Below are 17,788 nucleotides of genomic sequence, written 5' to 3' on the forward strand. Positions count from 1 at the left end.
CGAGCACCGAAAACGTCGAGATGGGCCCGTATCCGAAGCGGGTGTGCGCCTAAGGAAGCGCGTCGATCCCGAGGAGATCGGCGGACCTTGTCATGTCGTACGCGAGCGTGCCCGGGGTCGCGTCGTCGCTCTCGCGCTCGACCAGCGAGAACAGCTTCCCGAACGGCGTCGCGAGCTGCTCCTCGGTCGGCGCCTGCTCGCTCCACCCCTCGGGCAACGGCGGCAGCGCGTCGCCCTCGATGGCGTCGTACGCGCTCGACAGCCGCTCGAAGCCGGCGAGGACCGCCTCGTCGACCTCCTCGCCCTCGGCGCCCTTGCTGAGCACCCACGGCTGGAAGGCCTCGTACGTCCGCTCGCCGGCCGCGACGTTCGCGCGCATGTCGGCCAGCGTGTACTGGGCGTAGCGCGACTCCTCCTCTCCGGTGGCCGCCTTGCTGGTCTTCTCGACCTGCTCGAGGATGGAGTTGATGACCCCGCGGTACGCGGACGGCGCGTCGAGCGCGAGGAGCTCGAAATCGGACCGCATCTTCTCTGCGTCGGCCGCGAGGCGCGTGCAGAGCAGGTCCTTGAACTCGGCCGCCTCGAGCATCGTCGCGGGGAAGGCGGCGGGGCTGTAGTTCGCGAGCGCCGACTCGAAGGCGAGGACGGGCTCCGGGATCTGGTCCGCCCAGAGGATGCGCTCGATGGCGTGCACGCCGGTCACCCCCTCGTCGTCGAAGAGGTCGTCGTCGGCCGCGACCTCGATGAACGCGTCGTAGCGGGCGTCGGTCGAGTAGTCGAGATCCGGGAAGATGACCGCGATGGCCCCCTCGACGCGCTCGTACGACTGCCGCGCTCTCTTCCACTCGGCCTTCATGGCGTCGACGGCCTCCGCGTCGCTCGTCGCGCTCCACCCGTCCTCATCCGGCTCGGGCGCGGCCGTCAGGAGCGCGGCCGTGGCGGCGGCGAACTCATCGAGGTTGCCCTGGATGAAGATCTTCACGTCTTGAACGGCTTGCTGCTCGTAACTCGCGTCGGTGAGCAGCGCCTCGTTGTCGCTCCCGCAGGCGGGGAGCGAGAGGGCGGCGGCGGCGATGGCCAGACCGGACCGCAGGCAGGCAGGGATAGGCATGGATGTCCGAGCTCCTTGTCGCGCCTCGCCCGGGGCGAGCGCGCGCGGTGTATTTTCGCGATCGCGCGGCTCGCTCAGAGCGAGCGCACGAAGTCGATGAGGGCCTCGCGCTCCTCGCGCGGGAGGGCGCGGAACGCGGCGACCGAGCCGGCGGCCTCCGACCCCGGGCCGTCGTGGAGCAGGATCGCCTGCTCGATGGTCCGGGCGCGGCCGTCGTGGAGGTACGAGGTGCTGTGGCGCATGCCGATGAGCGGCGCCGTCCGCCACGAGGTGGAGCTCGCCGACTCGTCGATGAGGCCATCGGCGAGGTCCGGGCCGAGATCGTGGAGCAGGAAGTCGGTGTACACGGGGGCGTCGATGTCCGCGAGCTGCGCGATCGGGTAGTCGGCGCGCGTCCGCAGCGAGGGCACGTGGCAGGCGGCGCAGTCGGCCTCGACGAACAGCGCCTCGCCGCGCGGATCGGCGGGCGCGCGCTTCGGGATCTCGAGCAGGCGCATGTAGTCGGCGACGGCGTTCACCGTCTCGACATCCACGTCCTCGCCCGGCTTGGCGTCGTCCGTGAGCCCGTCGGGGTTCGGCAGCTCGCTCGGGCGGAGCGGCGAGGTGATGCCCATATCGCCCTGGTAGGCGTCGGCCGTGAAGTCGTCGAGCGTGGCGACCCGCGCCTTGAACCCGAAGCGGCCGATGAGGTTCTCGTCGCCCTCGGAGAAGCGGTGGAACGCCTCGTCCGCGTTCTTCTTCGAGTGGAACACGACGCGGTTGATGCGCCCGCGGATGGCGTCGCCCCGCGCGGCCTGCTCGGCCGCGACCCGCTCGATCTCGGCGTCGTCGACCGCCTCCATGTACCCGCGCCCGAACACCGGCGGGCCGAGGCGCTGCGAGAGCTTGAGGACCAGGTCGTCCTCGGGCTGGACGAGCGTCGTCGCCCCCCCGACGCCGTAGGGCCGCATCGTGTTGCCGTAGGGGAGCGCGGCCTGATCCGCCGCCGGCGTCACGCCGTCGGCCTCGACGAGGACCATCTTCTGGACTGCGCCCGGGCCCCGCGCGGCCCCCTCGTGGCACCCGGCGCACGACGCGCGGATGTAGAGCGGCCCGAGCCCGTCGCGCTCGCGAAAGACGAAGTCGAAGAGCCTGTCGCCCTCCTTGAAACGAGCCACCTGCGCCGCGGACGCGCCGCGCAGAGGGATGTCGCTCAGATCGTCGCCGATGATCTGGATGCCCGCCAGCGGATCGACGTCCTCGTCGCCGGACTCCGCCCCGCACCCGACGTGGAAGAGCAACGGAAGGGCGAGAAACAACGCAAATCGCGACATGTCCTCCGACGCATACCGAGGGAGTAAGTGAAAGTCAATGTCAACAAGGGACCTCCATGTCCGCGCGCCTGGGGTACCGTCCCGGCTGCGGGGGGCCCGCGTCGTCGCGAAGCGCGGCGGAAGCTACGGCGTTACACTGAGGGGAGCCGTCGCGGACAGGGCTCACGCTGGAGGACAGCGGATGACGCAGCGAGATGACGAGCGGCGCGCGGCCGCCAGGGCCCTGCGGGACGGGCTGCGGGAGCTGGACCGGAACGAGGAGCGCCGCGCTGCGTACCGTGCGCTCGGCGCCGGGTGGCTCCGGTACATGGGCCCTCGCTATGGCAACGACATCTGCTCGATGTGCGGCGCGGCGCTGGAGAGGGGCACGGCGTACATGCACTGCGCGCCGTGCCTGGCGACGCGGGGAATCCATGAGCAGGCGCTGCTCCGCGCCTGCGCCGAGGCGATGGCCGGAGAATGGCCGTTCACCGACCGCCGGCTGGACGGCCGGCGCTGGGCGCGCGCGCTGATCGCGTTCTGGCGGAACCACGTCGATCCGATGGAATCAAGGGCGGTCCCGTACCGGAACAACACGCTGGAGTCCGCCTTTTCTTATGTGAAGCGGCGCGTCTCCGAGGCGGGGGTCGCGGAGATCTGGACGGTGCCTGACGAGAGCCAGCGCGGGCTCGATCCGGCGATGGTGGTGCGCGCGGGGGGCGACACGCTGGCGATCGGCGTCGCCACCCAGCGGCGCATCGCGACGGCCGAGGATGGCGCGCGCGGCGCGCACGTCGACCTGTTCGACGAGTTTCTCCACCTCGCGGGCGAGCGGGAAGGCATCCTCGTCGTCGAGAAGCTGAGCCGGCGCGCGCGGCGCGAGGCGCCCATCAAGGAGGTCGCGGTGACCACCGCGGCCGGGCGACGCGTCACGCAGCTCCGCTGCATGCAGGAGGACCGGAGCTGGCCCGCGACGCCCGCGCCGGATTAGGCGCTGTCGGGCGAGCTGCTGCGCGCGGTTCACGTCCGATCAACCTCCGATCAACGCCCGAGGTTCTGCTCGATGTCGTAGATCTCGGCCGCCACGCCGTCTGCCCCGTCGTAGCGCGGCCCGGCCCCGCGCCCTCCGAGGCCGGCCTCGCCGATCTCGATGGTCGTGTTCTTCAGATCGGGCGCTCTGACGGCGAACGCCACCGCGATCGAGTGGCCGCCGAGCCCGCCGCCGCCGTCGCCGCCCTTGCCGCCCCTGCCGCCGTTGCCGCCGCTGCAGGCGGAGTTCAGCCCGGTGGCCTTGCCCAGGATGCCGCCCGAACCGCCGAGGCCCCCCTCGCCACCGTCCTGGCCCAGGCCCCCGTCTCCGCCGTCTCCGCCGCGGCCGGTCTTCAGCACAACGTCCTCGAGGTGGGCCGTCGCGCTGCCAGCGAACACCGCGATGCTCGCCCCGCCCGCGCCGCCGCCGATGCCGCCGAGCCCGCCGCAGCCGCCCGCGCCCCCTGCGCCGCCGCCCGCGCCGCCCGCCGAGCTCGCGAAGGGGCACATCAGCGTGCCTGCGCCGCCCTTCGCGCCGCCCCCGCCGCCGCCGCCCTGCCCGGGCTTGCCCGGCGTCCCGTCTCCGGCGAGCGGGCCGGTATAGCCCTCCAGGAACAGCCAGCCAAAGCCGGTCGCCCCCGCGCCGGGAAGGCCTTCCTCCCCGTCCTCGCCGTCCCTGCCCGCAGTGCAGCGGCCTGTCTCGCTCTCACCCCTCCCGTGGTTCATCGACGCGCCCGGCACCCCATCGGTTCCGTCGTCGCCGGACTCGATCCCGCCCAGTCCCCCGCTGCCGCCGCGCGAGTCGTCCGCGCGATCGTCGGGCGTACCGCAGGTGCTGCTGACCGGGGTACCGCCCAGCACCGTCGCGGACGTGCACGCGGCGTTGCCGAAGTTGCCGGATGTCCCCGCCTCGGCAGGGGTGTTCATGAACGAGCCCCCGAGCGCGCCGGGCGCCCCGTCGCCCGCCTCGATCGTGCTTCGCCGGATGTAGAGCGGGATCCCCGAGGTGTTCACGGCGATCGACGAGCGGCCCGCCAGCCCCGTATGGATCGGCAGGATGGAGCGCGCGATGACGTGGAGATCCTCCAGCACCGCGACGCCGTTGCCTCCGTGGAACGAGAGCGGCGTCTCCCCCTCGGGGGCGGTGATGGTGGTCTTCTCCGATTTGCCTATCCAGCGCCAGTTACTGGTGCAATCGAGGCCGCCGTAGATCTCGATTCCTCCCGGCACGAGCAGCGACTCCTCGAACTTCTGGGCGCAGAGATAGACGCGTTTTCCCTTGGTCCAGGCGACATCCAGCGCCTTGGCGATCGTCTTCAGCGGCGCGCTCGGGATCCCGGCGTCGCCGTCGTGACCGGTGCTCGCGTCGACCCAGACTCCGCACGACGCGTCGACCCGCTCCGCGTTCTTGCTCGGCACACAGGCCTCGTCGGGGGCGTCATCTCCGGTATACCCGCCAAGGGAGCCGTTCCCCATCTCATCCGCTGCGCAGCCGCTCGTCGCCGCAGCAGCCATGAAGCCAACCAATACCATCGCGTCACGTTTGAATTGATTCCCCATACTATTCTTATTCCGGCCGACGCGGCGTGATTTCCAGGCAAAGCGACGTGGCGTGTCCCGCGCGTTCGGATCTCCGCGCCACCGCGCCACGGACGCGCTCGTCGCGGGGCCAGGGCCTCACGCGCATACGCGTGCGCGCGCGGGCACGTGAGCGCGCGCGCACGTGCTTGCGCGCAGGCGCGAACGCGAGCGCGCGCGGAGCTACGGCGGCGGCGCGCCCGCGCGGGGGCGCGTCGGGCGAGTTGCCCATCGCCGCGTCTTTCGTGAGAACATGCGCCCATGAGCGCGAATGCGATGAGCGCGGGCCTGAGGGACCTCGTGCGCGAGCTGCTCGACGGCGGCGGCGGAGAGCCGCTCGAGGGCGGTCGCTTCTTGCCGCTCGTCACGCTCGAGTCGGGCGCGCGGGTGGGGCTCGACGGCGCGGCGGCCTGGGTCGTCGTGCCCGAGGGAGGCGGGCCGGCTCAGCCCTTCACGCCCGACCGCGGGCCGCTCGTCTTCGAGGTGCTGGAGTCGAAGCGGGACGATTTCGACGCGAGCATCGAGGCGGCCGCCAGGGCCGCGGGCCTGCCGCCCGAGGAGGTCGCCTTCTCGTTCCCGGCGGCCGACGTCGTCCGGGCGGTGCTCGCGCGGGGCCTGCCGAGCATGACGCGGCTCGCGCTCTCGTGGCTGCGGCTGACGGAGGTGCGCGCGCTCCGCGCCGACATCGTGGCCGTGTCGCGCGACCCGACCATGCCGGTGCCCGTCCGGGACCTGGCCGAGCGGCTCACCGTCCCGGAGTGAGCCGGCGCGCCGCCGCCCGCCCGGGGGCGGGGCCGGCGCGGAGGGCGCGGCACAGGCGTTGGGGGAGGGGAAAGGGAGGGCGGAGGACGCTCAGACCGTCGCGAACGCGTCGGCCGGGATGTCGAGCGCGGACGAGTCCTCGCGGCCGAGGAGCTCGGCGGAGAACTTCGCGTGCGGCAGCACGTTGGCCGCGAAGTAGAGGGCCGCGTGCTTCTTGCCCTCGTAGAACGCGCGGTCCTTCGCGCCCGCGTCGCCGGCCGGCAGGCCCTCCAGCGCCTTGAGCGCGATGGCCGCGCCGTCGAGCAGGAGCCAGCCGATCGCGAGCTCGCTCATCATCTCGAGGAAGCGGTTCGCGGCGAGCGGCACCATCGGCATCTTGCCCATCTGGAACCACGAGAGCAGCCGCATGGCGGTGCCGGCGACGGCCTCGTGCGCCTCGCGGAGCTCCTTCACGCTCGCGGCGAGGACGGGGTGCTTCTCGTGCGCCTTCACGAACTCGGCCACGTCGTTCAGGAAGGCCTGCAGGTTGGCGCCGCCGGCCTGGCCGAGCTTGCGCCCGACGAGGTCCATCGCCTGGATGTGGTTCGTGCCCTCGTAGATGGAGAAGACCTTCGCGTCGCGGCAGTACTGCTCGACCGGGTAGTCCTTCGTGTACCCGGCGCCGCCGAACGTCTGGATCGCCGTCTCGCAGACGCGGAACGCCTGGTCGGACGAGTAGGCCTTCACGAGCGGCACGAGCAGGTCGACCTGGCCCTGGTTGTAGGCGGCCGCGCGGTCGTCCTTGCCCTGGTAGACGGCGACCGCGTCCTGGTGGCGCGCGAGCTTGATGATGAGCGCGCGGATGCCCTCCACGCGGCTCTTCATGTCGAGCAGCATCCGCCGCACGTCCGGGTGATCGATGATCGGCACGCGCGGCGCGGTCGCGTCCTTCCACTGGAGGATCGACGAGCCCTGCTTGCGGTCCTTCGCGTACTCGAGCGCGTTCAGGTACGCCGACGACGCGACCGACACGCCCTGGAGGCCGACGGAGATGCGCGCGCCGTTCATCATCCGGAACATCTGCGGCATGCCCTGGTGCTCGACGGTGCCGACGAGCTCCCCGAGGCAGCCGTCGTTCTCGCCGAAGTTGAGCACGCACGTCGACGACCCGTTGATCCCCATCTTGTGCTCGATGTTGCCGACGAGGACGTCGTTCGACTCGCCGAGCGACCCGTCGTCGTTCACCCGGAACTTCGGCACGATGAAGAGGCTGAGCCCCTTCGTGCCGGGGGGCGCCCCCTCGACGCGCGCGAGCACGAGGTGAACGACGTTCTCCGTGAGGTCCTGGTCGCCGCCGGAGATGAAGATCTTCGTGCCGCGGATGAGGTACTTGCCGTCCTTCTGCTTCACCGCGCTCGTGCGCGACGAGCCGACGTCCGAGCCCGCCTGCGGCTCGGTCAGGCACATCGTCCCGCTCCACTGGCCGCCGTACATGCGCTTCAGGTAAATGTCGCGCTGCCGCGGCGTCCCGAAGTGCTCGATCACCTCCGCCGCCCCGTACGTCAGCCCGGGGTACATGTTGAGCGCCGCGTTGGCGCCGCAGAGGAACTCCTCGACCACCGTGTAGAGCGTGAACGGGCCGCCCTGCCCGTCGTAGGTCGGCGAGACCGAGACCGACTTCCACCCGGCCTCGTAGAGCTTGTCCCACGCGTCCTTGAACCCCGGCGGGGTCTTGACCTGCCCGCCCTCGATGCGACAGCCGACGCGATCGCCGACCGCGTTGAGCGGGCCGAAGACCTCGCACGCGAACTTGTAGGCCTCGTCGACGACCATCGAGACCTCGTCGCGCCCCCACGCGTCGTACGGCGCGTTGCCTAGCAGCTCGTCCAGCTTGAACTGCTCGAACAGGAGGAAGCGGATCTCGCGGAGGTCAGCCTTGTAGCGGTTCTGGTGGGTTTGGGCATTCGACATGGGAGACCTCCTGGTTGCCGCGGCGCCAGGCGCTGGCAGCCGGGTCTCCTCCCGGTCTTCCGCGCAGCCGCGGCATAGTTCTTCATTCGCGTAGCATGCCGCCGCGTCGCGTCAACAACCGTCCGCGACGCGGGGGCTATCCCGTGGAGATCCGAGGACTTCGGGGCGTTCGCCCGGCGCGTCGGGGGGCTCCCGCGCGGGGCGCGACGGCGGTGGATCCGGCGCGCGGCGCGGCGTAGGCTCCGTCGCCACCGAACCATGTCCGACCCGGCTTACATCACGCCCAGCGGGGCCAGGAAGCTGTCCGAGGAGCTCGCGCGGCTCCGCTCCGTGGAGCGGCCGCGCATCGTCCAGGAGGTCGCCGACGCTGCGGCGCAGGGCGACCGGTCCGAGAACGCCGAGTACATCTACGGCAAGAAGAAGCTGCGCGAGATCGACCGGCGGATGCACTACCTGACCAAGCGGCTGGAGAAGGCCGTCGTGGTCGATCCGTCCGAGCAGCGCGGCGACAAGGTCTTCTTCGGCGCGACGGTCGAGATCGAGGACGAGGACGGCGCGCGCCACACGTACCAGATCGTCGGCGAGGACGAGATCGACAGCGCGTCCGGGCGCATCAGCTGGCGCTCGCCTGTCGGTCGGTCGCTCCTCGGCAAGCGCGCGGGCGACGTGATCACGGTCCGCCGCCCGGCGGGCGAGGCCGAGATGGAGATCATCTCGGTGCGCTACGGCTGAGCGCCGCGCGGCGCGAAGTCCGGAACGGGAACCGAAGAGGAGACAGGAGTCGGCATGAGGATCTTGCACACGATGCTGCGGGTCGGCGATCTCGAGCGCTCGATCGGCTTCTACAGGGACGTGCTCGGGATGGAGCTCCTGTCGCGGCAGGACTACCCCGAGGGCAAGTTCACGCTGTGCTTCCTCGGCTACGGGAGGAACCCGGAGCACGCCGAGCTCGAGCTCACATACAACTGGGGCGTCGACAAGTACGAGCTCGGCACGGCGTACGGCCACGTCGCGCTCGGCGTGGACGATATCCACGGGGCCTGCGAGCGCATCCGCGCCGCGGGCGGGAAGATCACGCGCGAGCCGGGCCCGATGAAGCACGGCAAGACGGTGATCGCGTTCGTCGAGGATCCGGACGGCTACAAGGTCGAGCTGATCGAGGAGTCGAGCCGGACCCGGTAGCCGCCGATCGCCGCGGACGCAGGGGGCGCGGAGGAGCCGGAGGGCCGGGGCGGCCTCCGCGCTCTCCGCGCTCTCCGCGCCTTGCTTCCGCGTCACGGCGCGCCTTGCTTCCGCGTCGCGACGCGGAAGCAAGGCGCGCGCGACGGTCAGGCGTTGGCGACGGGCGCCGCGTCGTTCGCCGGCTCGGGCGACGAGAGCGCGCCGTTCGCGGCCGCGTCGTCAGCGCCTGCGGCCGCGTCGTCGGCGGGCTGCTTCGCCGGCGCCTCGGAGGGCGCGCCGCTCGCGGCCGCGGCGGCGGCCTTCTCGGCGTTCGGGCGGCGGCCGCGCGGCTTCTGCAGGAGCGACGGGGCGAGGTCACCGTCGCCCCCCTCGTGCCAGCGCAGGTAGGCGACGGCGCGGCGGCACTCCTCGTAGGCCTTGGCGACCAGCGAGATCGCGCGCGCGCGGCGATCGGCGGCGTCGGTGATCTTCGGCGCCGCGGACGAGCCCTTGCCGGGCTTCGCGGCGAGCGCGGCGAGCAGGCGCACGCCGAGATCGGCGGCGCGCTCGAGCTCCGCTTCCTCGACCGCCGTCTTCGCGCGGACCTTGTCCCACGAGCCGCGGAAGAGCTCGGCGAGGGCGATGAGATCGCTCGCGAGATCCGTGTGGCCCTTGCCCTTGCGGATGTCGGCGACGCGCTGCTTGTCGACGAGGTTCCGGTAGGCGAGCGCCTCGGCCGCGACGAGGAGCCCCTCGCGCAGCGTGCCCGCCTCGTCGGTGAGCTTCTTCGTGTCGAGCTCGTTCGCGGGCGTGCTGTAGAGCAGATCGGCGTACCAGGCGGCGAGGGCGTAGTCCTCGAGCTCGTCCAGCATCTCGATCGGGTGGTTCGGGAGATCGCGGACGATCTCCTCGCGGAGCTCGCGCAGGTGCGGCAGGGCGGAGAGCACGGAGCTCACGGCCCTGGGGACCTCGACGTAGACGGTCACGAGGTCCTCGGGGCCGAGCTCGAGGAGCTTCGGCTCAACGCGGCCGTACGCCGCGAGCGCGGCGGCCGGCGAGGAAGGGAGAACGGGAGCAGGTGCTGCTTTCGGGGGTCTCGCCATACAGATGTCTCCAGCGGAGGGCGCGCACACTGCCAGACGGGAGGGCGAAGGGAAAGGGGGCGCGTGCGACGACGGTCCACGAGCTTCTCCGCCCGGCACCGCCGCGCCTCTCCGGCGGCGCCGCTGCGCGGCACGACGGCGCGCGGCGCGGAGGGGCGGCGCGCAAGCGTGGCACGGCGGCGCCGCTCCACGGAATGGCGGCGCGCTGGACGGCATCGTTGCCGTGGCGCGGAGGAGGTAAAGTCGCGCCCGGAGGAATCATGTACGCGATTGCGATCATCCGTTACAGGCGACCGCTCGACGAGGTGCTGAAGGTCGTCGACGAGCACCGCGCTTACCTGAAGCGGCTCATCGACCAGGGGCTGCTGCTCGCGTCAGGGCCGTTCGACCCGCGCTACGGCGGCGCGCTCCTGCTCCGGGTGCCGGACGAGGCGGTCGTGGCGACGCTGGATCAGATCCGGGACGACGATCCCTTCACGCAGAAGGGGGTGGCGCAGTACGAGCTCCTGCCGTGGGCGCCGGTGTTCGGCAAGGAGGAGCTCGACAAGGTCTTCTCCCGCGCGCCCTGACGGATCGCCGCGCCGCTACGGCGCGCCGAACGCGAGCACGCCCGCGTCGTCCGCGGTGTGCGCCGTGCCCGGGGAGACGCGGACCTCCAGGCCCGCTCCCCGGGAGGCGACGACGACGTCGTAGCCGGCCTTCGGCGTGAGGCCTGTGATCACGTGCCGGCGCGCCGTGGCGGGCACCTGGTAGGAAAGCGACGCCGCGGTGGCTTGCTGGCTCGATCCGGCCTGCGACGCCGAGCGGAAGAGGACGGCCCTGCCGGCCACCAGCGCGCCCTCGAAGCCGGCGCCCTGGCCGGCCTCGATCCGCACCGCAGCGTCCATCGTCGCGCCGGCGTCCGCGCCTTGCAGCACGTGCAGGAAGCGGACGTCCGCGGGGCCGGCCGGATCCTCCACGACGAGGCGGTGGGTCGTCGGCTCCATCTGAGCCCGGCCGTCGACGTCCTCGACCGGGACGGCCTTCATGCTGGCGCTGCGCGGCAGGAGGCTCTGGACGAACAGCGTCTGCCCGCGCGGGGTGACGGCGCTGGCCGTCCGGCCCGCGATCTGCGGCGCCGCGGTCGTCATCAGGTTGAACCGCTTGAACCGGCCGGCGGTGCGCGACACGGCGCGGTCGTAGACGACGACGTGATCGGGCTGCAGCCACACGATCGACCGGCTCGCGTGGACGATGTCGCGGGCGACGTCCGCCGGCACCCAGGCGTTCTGTCGCGTGTTGTAGAGGTCCGTCGCGTCCCCCTCCGCGAACACGTACCCCGCGCCCCGGCTCATGCGCACGGTCGGATCGCCGGCGGCGCGCCCCTCGCGCCACTGGCCGCCGCGCGCGACGATCTCCTTCTCGTACCAGCGGATCTGCGACGGCCTGTCGTTCTGCAGCGACAGCGTGTTGTGGTACTCGACCGTGGCCCCGATGAGGTTGTTCGAGTAGCTCGTGTGCTCCTTGGTCAGCCACTCGCCCTTCCGGTAGAGCTCGAGCTGATTGCAGTCGCCGAGCTGGTGGTTGATGGTGGCCCAGCCGCACCGCCAGGTGAGCCACGTCGCGTTCTTCGTCCAGTCCGTGCGCGCGAGGACGGCGCCGCGGCCCGGCGCCCGCTCGAAGAAGGCGGTGGGCATCGCCGGGCGAGGATCCTGCGGCAGCGGCGCGGCCGGATCGAAGAGCATGAAGCTCAGGATGGCCCGGGCCGGGGCGGGCGAGCCCCAGACCTTCGACGTGCGCGCGTAGAGCGCGGGCGCGCCGCCCTCGAACGCGTTGGCCACGATCCAGCGCGACCGGTGGAGGCGGGCTGTGTTGCCCGTGAGGTGGTCGTAGACGCCGAGCGAGCCGAACACCTCGATGAAGCGCGGCTCGACCCAGACGCGCAGGGTGTCGCCGTAGTTCGCCGCCTCGTAGACCGGCCCGAGATCGCTCCTGGACGGGTACGTCGTCGGGGCCGGCGCGATCGAGTGCAGGAACCCGTCGGTGAACCGGTCCCAGTACCCGCTCCCCAGCAGCCCGATCTGCGGTCCTGCGAGCGCGCGCGTGGCGTGGCCCGACGTGTGAAGCGCGAGGAGGGCCTGGTGGAGGCTCGCGAGCCCGCCGCCGTAGAGGAAGCCCTCCACCGGCAGGCCGCCGCTGGCCACCCCGAGCCCGTCGGGCGGGACGCCGAGCTGCTTGGCCGCGATCTCGGGGGCCTCGAAGACGGCGAAGGCCTGGTAGAGCCAGGCGCCGGTCGCGTTCGCGCGGTAGCTGCGCAGCGTGTTGCCGAGCGCCTCCGGCGGGGCGTTCGGGTCGAGCGGGGGGTCGTCCGCGTCGTCCATCGCGAGCGACATCAGCGTGACCTGGCGCAGGTGGCCGAGATAGAAGTTGTTCGCCGCCCACCGGAGCTGGAGCCGATCGCGCAGCAGCGCCGGATCGTTCATGACGCCGATCGGGTGCGGGTGCTCGTTGCCCGCGGTGGCGGCGCGGAGGTTGTCGTCGATCCACCGGAGGAAGACCTGCCGTATCTTGGCCTTGTCGCCGGCGGTGAGGACGGGACGCCCGCTCGTGTCCGCCGCGTTGTAGATCCAGTCGACCGTCAGCGGGAACCCCTCACCCCACCAGCGGGAGCGATCGCCCGTCGCGAACCCCGGGCCACGGAAGGGCTTTCCGGCGGCGCGCCCCTTGCTCGCCTCCTCGATGACGTACATCAGCAGGTTGCGCGCCCTGACAGCGTGCGTCGGACGCGCCGCGACGTCCGGATCGACGAGCGACATGAAGGCGAAGAACTCCGCATACGCCTCGGTCGGATACTGCACGTAGGCGTTCGTGCCGCCGTCGGGCCAGGTCGGGTTGGGACGGCCATTCGGGTAGAAGCGGTTCTCGTACGCTGCGATCGCGCCCTGGAGGGCGGGCAGCATGGCCTCCTTGTACATGCGGTTGCGGCTGTCCGCGGCCCAGCCGCGCAGCCGGGGGAGGTGGTCTTTCGTGAGCCAGAGTCGCGGGTGACCGGCGACCGGCGCCGCGTCGGCGCGCGCCACCGCTCCGACAAGGCACAAGGAGAGAACGGCGATGATGAGGAAGGTTCGAGTCGTTCGCATGCTGTCTCTCGGTGTTGCTCGGCGCGTACCGCCGCGCCGGCCGACGTGGGTCGATGCTGATTAGCACGCGTCGTACCCGGTGCATGCATGCGCGCCGCGCGTCACCTGGGAAGCCGTGTGTCCGTGGCAGATGGTATCTCGGCGGCAAAGCTCGGCGGCAAAGCTCGGCGGCAAAGGACGCGCCCGGCGCGGCTGCGTTGCCGTCGTCGATTCCGCAGCGCGGCCGCGCTCGCGGGCATCGCCGACCACGCGACGACGCGGGCGCCACCGTCGGCGTCGGTTTCCTGGCCGGCGACGCGCCGCGCTCGACGCGGCGCATGAAACCCGGCGGCCCAGCGCGGCCCCCGGCGGAGCGACGGAGCTCGCCACCGCGAAACGGGGCGGTGACGCTGTCGAAACCGGTGAATCACGGCGAACCACCGCGAACCCAGGCGCGGTTCGAGGACATTCGAGAACAGGCAACGAACGGCAATGCGCCGCGGCGCGTCCGTCTCCGCAGACGGGGAGCATGAACAAAGCGCTGTCGCGAGAGAGGGGAGACGCGATTCTGTCACACATCGATGCGAAGCTGCCGCTATACTGGGAGAAGATGGGAGCGCTCCGTAGTATGCCGGCGCCAGACTTCACCCCGTTCCTCGGCGATCCTCGCATCCTGAACGAGGGCAACCTCGTGAAGGGCACCCTCATCAGCTCCCGTGCCCAGGCCTTGCGGCAGAGCTACGGCGCGCGGGTCCTGGCGGATCTCAGCCGCCGGCTCTCTCCGCAGGCGGCCCGCTACCTCGACGAACCGCCCATTCCCTCGACCTGGAACGACCTCGCGCCGCTCATCGAGCTCGACTGCGTGCTCATGAACGGCATCTTCGCCGGCAGGATGGAAAAGATGCGCCACTTCGGCGCGGAGGTCGCCCGGAACGACCTGACGACGGTCTACAAGACGATGGCCGGCTCGCCCTCGCTGCTCTTCAAGCGGTTCGGCCTCGTGTACAGGACCTATTTCAAGTACGGCGACTTCAGCGTGAAGGCGACGAGCGACGTCGCCGGGACGGCCACGCTCATCGGCGGCGGACTGCCGCTGTACCTGTGCAGCCAGGGGATCTCGGGCTGGATCGAGGCGGGCCTCGCGCTCTCGGGCAGCCGGCGCATCGCGGTCGAGCACACGGCGTGCAGGCACCGCGGGTCGCCGCGGTGCACGTGGTCGATTTCCTGGGGATGATGCACGTCATCGACGTGAACGCACAGCCGGTTGCGGTGTCCCTGGACGGGCGCAGCGGCTGGCCGTGCAGCGGCGCGGACGCGCCTCGCGCGCCCGGACCTAGGCGGCGGCCCGCCGCGCCCGCCCGAACGCGGCCCGCGCGAGCACCCGCCGCAGCGCCTCGGCGCTCTCCTCCCAGGACGGCGGCGCCGCCTCGGCGAACGCGCGCTCGTCCCAGGACCGCGCGAGCGCCTCGCGCAGCGCCCGACAGAGCGCGCCGGCGTCGCGCGGCGGCACGAGCAGGCCCGTGCGACCGGACTCCACGACGTCCGGGATGCCACCGACGCCCGTGGCCACCACGGGCCGCGCGGCGGCGAGCGCCTCGAGGACCACGTTCGGCGTCCCCTCCGCCCAGCTCGGCAGCGCCAGGAGGTCGGTCGCGGCGAGGAAGCGCGCGACGTCGGCAAGCGGCCGCGCCCCGGCGACGACGATCCGCCCGCGCCCGCCGCGCCCGTCGCCTGCCCCGCGCCCCCCCGCGCGCCCGGTCCGCGCGGCGGCCTGCTCGACGGCGCCCCGCTCCGGGCCGTCGCCGACGACAACGAGGTGGACCGGCTCGCCGCCGGCGCCGCCCCCGCCGAGCGCCTCGAACGCGCGCAGCAGCTCGCGGATGCCCTTCTCGCGGCTCACGTGCCCGACGAACGTCACGATCCGCCCGCGCTCCGGGAGCCCCAGCTCGCGGCGGGCGACGCGCCGGTCGCCCGGGCGGAAGAGCGCGCGGTCGACCCCGTTCCGGACGAGGACCGCGCGATCCTCCGGGGCGCCGAGCGCCACGAGCGCCTCGACCATCGGCCGGCTCACGCCGATGGAGTACGCGGCGGACCGGAGCGCGCCGCCGACGAGCGGGCGCACCGAGCGCCATCGGGCGACGACGTTCACGTCCGTGCCGTGGGCCTTCACCGCGTAGGGCAGGCCGAGCATCCGGGCGAGCAGCGCCGCGGCGCAGGCGTCGGGATAGAGCCACGCCCCCAGCACAACGTCGAACCGCCCGCGCAGCCGCGGGACGTGCGGCAGGAGCCCCGCCAGGTAGAGCGGCGCGTTCACCGGCGCCAGCACGCTGCCCGCCCCCGGGAGGTACGGCGCGCGCGGGTGGACCACCGGGACGCCGTCGATCTCGTCGCGCGCGGGCACCGCCGTCAGGCGCCCCGGACGCGTGCGCTCGCCGAGGAGCGACACGCCCGGGTGGTACGGGATCGCCGCGAGCACCTCGACGGCGCAGCGGCGCGACAGCGCCGCGAGCTGCTGCCGCTGGAACGCACACGACAGCGGCTCAACCCGGTTCGGAAAGATGCGCGTCACCCAGAGAACGCGCAGCGGCCTCGTCGAGCGGTCCTCATCCATGCCTTTACCTCCACGGCAGAATTTTTCAGCGTGGTAAACATCACCTTGGCCGCGGCTTGCCCCAGCGGGGCAGAGGCGGACTCCTCGGTCCGTCTCGCCCCGTGCGCGCACGTCCACGTCGCGCGATCGGTCGCCAGGACCCAAAACCGCGGCCTGGCCCCCACTTCGCAGCGTCCCCGGCGCCGCGCTGCCAGCGCGTCCCGCGCGCACCGGCGCGCACCGGCGCGCACCGGCGCGCACCGGCGCTCGATCACATGCCGGGTACATGCCGGCACATGCCGGGGTCACATTTGTGATGTTGCAAACATTATCTGACGTGGGAGGCTCGGGGCGCCGGGCGCGCTGCGCGCTTGCGGGAGAGGGGAGGGCGACACATCGGGTCGTCCCGCGCCGCGGGCCCTGCGCCCGGCAGGGAGGGGGCGCGTGTTCTCGTTCGTCTTGCCGATGTGGGACTCCGACGTGACAGCGCGGGCGGCGGTCGAGCAGAGCGTGGCGTCGAACGTCGGGGACGTGGGCACGGGCGCGCTGATGGCGGGCGTCCAGGGCGCGGTCGAGGGCTCCCTCCGCGGCGAGGTGTCCCGCTACGGATTCGGCCTCGACGGGAGCTACGAGCGGGTCTTTCAGGTCTCGCTCGGCGCGGTCCGGGCCGCGCCGTCCGACAGCGTCTCGGCGCGGCTCGGCGGGGGAGCGGGCTGGGCGATCTCGCCGCTCGCGGATCTCTCGATGGCGGCGGCCGGCTACCTCGCGACGCGGCTCGGCGTGCGCGCGGACGACGCGCTCGCCGCGCGCGATCCATTCCTGTTCGGCAATCGGCTTCAATACACGCTCTCCGGCGGACCGGCGCTGTCCATCACCACATCGAGGCGCGCCGCGGTGCGCGTCGGGGCCGGATACGAGCAGGCGGGCGCGCTCTCGGCCGACGACCCGTCTGCGGTCGGGGTCGACGCGCACACGGGGCGCGCCGACGTGAGCACCTCGGTCGACCTCGGCCCGCGCGACACGCTGACGCCGGAGCTCCGGTACGAGGTCACGCAGTATCATCATGCGCTGCTCGACACCGAGCTCACCCGCGGCGCGGCGCGCGTCCACGCGGGCGCGGCGCTCCTCTCCGAGTCCCACGAGCTCACGCGGAACGTGTCGACGCGCGTCTCGGGCGGCTTCACGGTCGCGAGCCCGCCGCCCGTGCTTGCGTCGCGCGACGCGGTGCTCGCGCCCACGGCGCGCGCCGGGCTCACCTACGTGGCAGAGCGCTACCGGCTGACCGCGGGGTATGCGTATGAATACACGTCGCTCGGGCCGAGGATCGGCTTCGGCCACGAGCACGAGGCGTCGCTCGAGGCGAGCTTTCGGCCTGTGCCGGGGGGCGCGACGCGCGACCTCGTCGTGACCGGCGTCGCCCGCTTCTCGTCCGGCAGCGCCCCCGTCGCCGCGAGCCCGCCGCTCCACCTCGACCCCGGCGCGCCCGCGCCTGCGAGGGAAGGGTCGCTGTCCACGATCACGGCGCTCGCCGGCGCGGAGATCGCCTATCCGCTGGCGCGCGGGGTCGCGCTGCGCGGCGGCGTCGATCTGGAGTACGTCCGCGCCGCGCTCGACCCGGCGCCCCGCGCCGGCGAGGCCGGCGGCTCGCTGAGGAGCATCGTCAGCGCCGGGATCTCGGGGACGCTGTCGACGGACCGGCACCGGACCCTGCCCCGCGACCCGGACAGCGCCTGGGACGACGAGCGCCGCAGGGCGATGATCCAGGGGATGCCGTCCGGCCGCTGGCAGCCGCCCGAGCCGGGCCGCGAGCGGGACGACGACCGCAACGACGTCGCCAGCGAGGCCACGGGCGAGCCGCCGCCCGCGCGCTCCGTGCTGGCCGGCGCGCCCGCGTCTTCCGAACAGGGCGGCGCGCCCGCGCGGTCCGAACAGGGCGGCGCGCCCGCGCGGTCCGAACAGGGCGGCGCGCCCTCCCGCCGCGCCCCGCGATAACCTCCTTCGCGCGAACCACGAAGCGCGCTCCGTTCCGGAGCGACGCGCCCTCCGCGCTCCGGCTCGACGCCTGACCGGAGCGGCCTGACCGGACCGGCGCTGCGGGAACCACGCACGCAGTC

At 72.6% G+C, this 17,788-nt stretch carries 14 protein-coding genes; 7 read left to right on the forward strand and 7 right to left on the reverse strand.

The features are described 5' to 3' along the window. Positions 1 to 49: 49 nt before the first annotated feature. Both WMF24_RS18695 and WMF24_RS18700 read right to left on the reverse strand, forming a co-directional pair. On the reverse strand, positions 50 to 1,111 hold the full coding sequence (locus tag WMF24_RS18695) for an EfeM/EfeO family lipoprotein (RefSeq protein ID WP_437737786.1): 1,062 nt from the start codon (positions 1,109 to 1,111) through the stop codon (positions 50 to 52). Positions 1,112 to 1,185: 74 nt separating this feature from the next. Then, on the reverse strand, positions 1,186 to 2,424 hold the full coding sequence (locus WMF24_RS18700; RefSeq protein ID WP_437737787.1) for a di-heme oxidoredictase family protein: 1,239 nt from the start codon (positions 2,422 to 2,424) through the stop codon (positions 1,186 to 1,188). 181 nt (positions 2,425 to 2,605) lie between these two features. Between WMF24_RS18700 and WMF24_RS18705 the strand changes: the two genes are divergently transcribed. Then, a complete protein-coding gene (locus WMF24_RS18705) occupies positions 2,606 to 3,394 on the forward strand; it encodes a hypothetical protein (protein ID WP_437737788.1) in 789 nt (262 codons plus the stop codon). Between the two features lie 50 nt (positions 3,395 to 3,444). Here the strand turns inward: WMF24_RS18705 and WMF24_RS18710 are convergent, their stop codons facing one another. Continuing rightward, the gene (locus WMF24_RS18710) at positions 3,445 to 4,851 is read right to left on the reverse strand and encodes a PGRS family protein (RefSeq protein WP_437737789.1); all 1,407 of its coding nucleotides are present in this window, start codon (positions 4,849 to 4,851) and stop codon (positions 3,445 to 3,447) included. A gap of 420 nt (positions 4,852 to 5,271) precedes the next feature. Between WMF24_RS18710 and WMF24_RS18715 the strand changes: the two genes are divergently transcribed. Further along, on the forward strand, positions 5,272 to 5,772 hold the full coding sequence (locus WMF24_RS18715; protein ID WP_437737790.1) for a hypothetical protein: 501 nt from the start codon (positions 5,272 to 5,274) through the stop codon (positions 5,770 to 5,772). Between the two features lie 90 nt (positions 5,773 to 5,862). Here the strand turns inward: WMF24_RS18715 and WMF24_RS18720 are convergent, their stop codons facing one another. Beyond that, on the reverse strand, positions 5,863 to 7,722 hold the full coding sequence (locus WMF24_RS18720) for an acyl-CoA dehydrogenase (protein ID WP_437737791.1): 1,860 nt from the start codon (positions 7,720 to 7,722) through the stop codon (positions 5,863 to 5,865). Between the two features lie 258 nt (positions 7,723 to 7,980). On the opposite strand from WMF24_RS18720, the gene greB reads away from it, so the two are divergent. Both greB and gloA read left to right on the forward strand, forming a co-directional pair. Next, the gene (gene greB / locus WMF24_RS18725; RefSeq protein ID WP_437640885.1) at positions 7,981 to 8,454 is read left to right on the forward strand and encodes a transcription elongation factor GreB; all 474 of its coding nucleotides are present in this window, start codon (positions 7,981 to 7,983) and stop codon (positions 8,452 to 8,454) included. Positions 8,455 to 8,508: 54 nt separating this feature from the next. Continuing rightward, the gene (gloA, locus tag WMF24_RS18730; RefSeq protein WP_437737792.1) at positions 8,509 to 8,904 is read left to right on the forward strand and encodes a lactoylglutathione lyase; all 396 of its coding nucleotides are present in this window, start codon (positions 8,509 to 8,511) and stop codon (positions 8,902 to 8,904) included. A gap of 146 nt (positions 8,905 to 9,050) precedes the next feature. On the opposite strand, the gene WMF24_RS18735 is transcribed toward gloA, so the two are convergent. Continuing rightward, entirely contained in the window at positions 9,051 to 9,986 is a 936-nt protein-coding gene (locus WMF24_RS18735; RefSeq protein WP_437737793.1) for a hypothetical protein, read from the reverse strand. 260 nt (positions 9,987 to 10,246) lie between these two features. Between WMF24_RS18735 and WMF24_RS18740 the strand changes: the two genes are divergently transcribed. Continuing rightward, positions 10,247 to 10,555 (forward strand): YciI family protein, encoded by a 309-nt coding sequence (locus WMF24_RS18740; RefSeq protein ID WP_437737794.1) that lies wholly within the window; start codon positions 10,247 to 10,249, stop codon positions 10,553 to 10,555. Positions 10,556 to 10,570: 15 nt separating this feature from the next. Here the strand turns inward: WMF24_RS18740 and WMF24_RS18745 are convergent, their stop codons facing one another. After that, positions 10,571 to 13,105, reverse strand: coding sequence for a hypothetical protein (locus WMF24_RS18745; protein ID WP_437737795.1), 2,535 nt, complete (start codon positions 13,103 to 13,105; stop codon positions 10,571 to 10,573). Positions 13,106 to 13,712: 607 nt separating this feature from the next. Here WMF24_RS18745 and WMF24_RS18750 point away from each other — a divergent pair. Next, positions 13,713 to 14,318 (forward strand): hypothetical protein, encoded by a 606-nt coding sequence (locus WMF24_RS18750; protein ID WP_437737796.1) that lies wholly within the window; start codon positions 13,713 to 13,715, stop codon positions 14,316 to 14,318. Between the two features lie 99 nt (positions 14,319 to 14,417). Here WMF24_RS18750 and WMF24_RS18755 read toward each other — a convergent pair whose 3' ends face one another. Then, positions 14,418 to 15,695: a glycosyltransferase family 4 protein gene (locus WMF24_RS18755; RefSeq protein ID WP_437737797.1), complete on the reverse strand. Its 1,278-nt coding sequence runs from the start codon at positions 15,693 to 15,695 to the stop codon at positions 14,418 to 14,420. A gap of 423 nt (positions 15,696 to 16,118) precedes the next feature. Between WMF24_RS18755 and WMF24_RS18760 the strand changes: the two genes are divergently transcribed. Continuing rightward, positions 16,119 to 17,666 (forward strand): hypothetical protein, encoded by a 1,548-nt coding sequence (locus WMF24_RS18760; protein WP_437737798.1) that lies wholly within the window; start codon positions 16,119 to 16,121, stop codon positions 17,664 to 17,666. Positions 17,667 to 17,788: the final 122 nt, after the last annotated feature.

This window comes from Sorangium sp. So ce1335, from assembly GCF_051521615.1.
Lineage (GTDB): Bacteria > Myxococcota_A > Polyangia > Polyangiales > Polyangiaceae > Sorangium.